Below are 2,438 nucleotides of genomic sequence, written 5' to 3'. Positions count from 1 at the left end.
GACCGGTGGCAGTGCGCCATGAGGCGCCTTGTCGTATCCCCGATTCAGTCGGGATGAATTTGGAGGGAGGTTCTTGGGTCTGATGGCTTACCTAATCCGGAAATGGTGAGGGGACCGCAGCATGCCAGAAAATCGACGGCCGGGCTCAGGCATTGGAGACGGGGCGTCGAGGGACCCGCGTGACACGGTGAAAGCTGGATTGCTTGAATCCCAATCCCCAGAAGACTGAAGGTCAAGTCCGTCGGAAAGATGCCTGACACCGACGCCGCACCCTGCGATGGCTTGATGCCATGGCCAACGCAACCTCCGGAGTGCGGAGCGATGCCCAGCGAGGGCATTTAAGGGGATGAGTGGGGCACCTACATCACGCTATGAAGTACGACAAGGACGAACATGGGATCGCCTAAGGGAAGAGATCTTCCTATGGCGACGGAGGCCCCGTAGTAGTCGCCGGATTCACGACCGGCCAAGGAGGACGGGAAAGCCGTCCGCATCGGGCGAAGGGGGCCAGGTGACCGGACACTCAAGACTCGGGAGGTATGCGTAATGCAGAGCGCCGAAACGGTGCTGGGTGTCCTCCGTGAACGCGGCAGGCGTGGCCTGCCGTGCAATGAACTGTATCGACAGTTGTTCAATCCGCAGTTGTATCTACTGGCCTACGGGCGTCTCTACTCCAACAAGGGAGCGATGACGCCCGGGGTCAACGGGGAGACCGTGGACGGCATGTCGCTGGGCAAGATCGAGCACGTCATCGACGCGTTGCGCCACGAGCGCTACCGATGGAGCCCAGCCAGGAGGGTCTACATCCCGAAGAGGCGGGGCAGTACAAAACTGCGGCCGCTCGGCCTGCCGCCGTGGTCGGACAAGCTCGTCGGCGAAGTAGTGCGTCTGCTTCTTGAGGCGTATTACGAGCCGACCTTCTCCGACTCATCTCACGGCTTCCGGCCCCGTCGAGGCTGCCATACCGCGTTACGTGATGTGGTGAATACCTGGACGGGGACAGCTTGGTTCGTCGAGGGTGACATCACCCAGTGTTTCGACCGGCTTGACCACTCGGTCATGCTGAGAATCCTGGGCGAGAAGATCCGAGACAACCGGTTCCTTCGGCTGATGCGCAACATGCTCAAGGCCGGATACATGGAGGACTGGACTTGGAACGCCACGCACAGCGGAAGTCCGCAGGGCGGGGTTGTTTCGCCGATCCTTTCCAACATTTACCTGCACAAGATGGACGAGTACGTCGAGAAGGTTCTCATCCCGGAATACACCCGAGGAAGAGTCAGAAAGCCGAGCCGCGCCTTTTATCGGGTGTGGGCGGCGATTCGGCGCGCCCGCGAACGTGGCGACCGCACCAAGGTGCGGGACCTGCGCAAGCAACTCCACAGCATGCCCAGCATGGATCCTCAGGATCCTGGCTACCGGCGACTGCGGTATGTGCGCTATGCGGATGACACCCTGCTCGGGTTTGCCGGACCAAAGGCAGAAGCCGAAGAAATCAAGAAGCGCTTGGCGCGGTTCCTGCGGGATGATCTCAAGCTGGAATTGTCGCCGGAGAAGACGCTTGTCACGCATGCCCGGACCGGGGCGGCGAGGTTTCTCGGCTACGACATCACCGTGCTTCACAACGACCGCAAGATCTCGGGCAGACGACGTTCTGTCAATGGGACTATCGGTCTGCGTGTCCCCCGTTCGGTGGTATCTGCCAAGCAGGCCCAGTACAAAGAGCGCGGCAAACCCGCGCGTCGGCCCGAGCTGCTGAACCAGGACGATCACGTCATCATCAGCACCTACGGGTCCGAGTACCGCGGCATCGTCCAGTACTACCTGATGGCCGGCGATGTCTTCCGACTCACCCGGCTGCAATGGGTCATGGAGACCTCGATGCTGATGACGCTCGCCAACAAGCACCGCTCGTCGGTGTCGAAGATGGCCCGCAAGTACGCGACCACCACTGAGACACCGTTCGGGCCACGCAAGTGCTTCGAGGCCCGCGTCGAACGCGTCGGCAGGAAGCCACTGGTCGGACGGTTCGGCGGGATCCCGCTGAGACAGAACAAGAAGACGGTCATCACCGACCGTCGGCTGGCCCCGGTCAACATCAAACGCAAGGAGTTGGTAACCCGCCTCCTCGCCGGACGATGCGAGGCATGCGGACGCGTCGACGAGGTGGAAGTCCACCACGTTGCCAAGCTCGCAGACCTCGGAAAGCCGGGAACGGACCGGCCACCGTGGGCAGATCTCATGGCCGCTCGGCACCGCAAAGCCCTCGTGGTTTGCGGTAGTTGCCACGCGGACATCCACGGCAAGAAGCCTGTCCCAACACTCACGGAGTAGTCACTGGAGAGCGACGTGCGGCGAAAGTCGCATGCGTCGTTCGGGCTGGGGGCCGTTGGAAAAGGGCCTGCTCAGCAGGCACCTCGCCGACGGCCCACCAGTAC

At 61.9% G+C, this 2,438-nt stretch carries 1 protein-coding gene; it reads left to right on the top strand.

Annotation, left to right across the window (positions count from 1 at the left end):
* Nucleotides 1–546 precede the first annotated feature (546 nt).
* Nucleotides 547–2,334 (top strand): reverse transcriptase domain-containing protein, encoded by a 1,788-nt coding sequence (locus tag ACFVV1_RS40770; RefSeq protein WP_390000691.1) that lies wholly within the window; start codon nucleotides 547–549, stop codon nucleotides 2,332–2,334.
* Nucleotides 2,335–2,438: the final 104 nt, after the last annotated feature.

Source organism: Streptomyces sp. NPDC058092 (assembly GCF_042884935.1).
In the GTDB taxonomy this organism is placed as follows: Bacteria; Actinomycetota; Actinomycetes; order Streptomycetales; family Streptomycetaceae; genus Streptomyces.
This window is presented reverse-complemented; position numbering and strand designations above follow the sequence as displayed.

What these genes read in the sequence shown, in the direction of transcription:
- ACFVV1_RS40770 (WP_390000691.1), top strand. Translation starts at nt 547, where the DNA reads ATGCAGAGCGCCGAAACGGTGCTGGGTGTCCTCCGTGAACGCGGCAGG.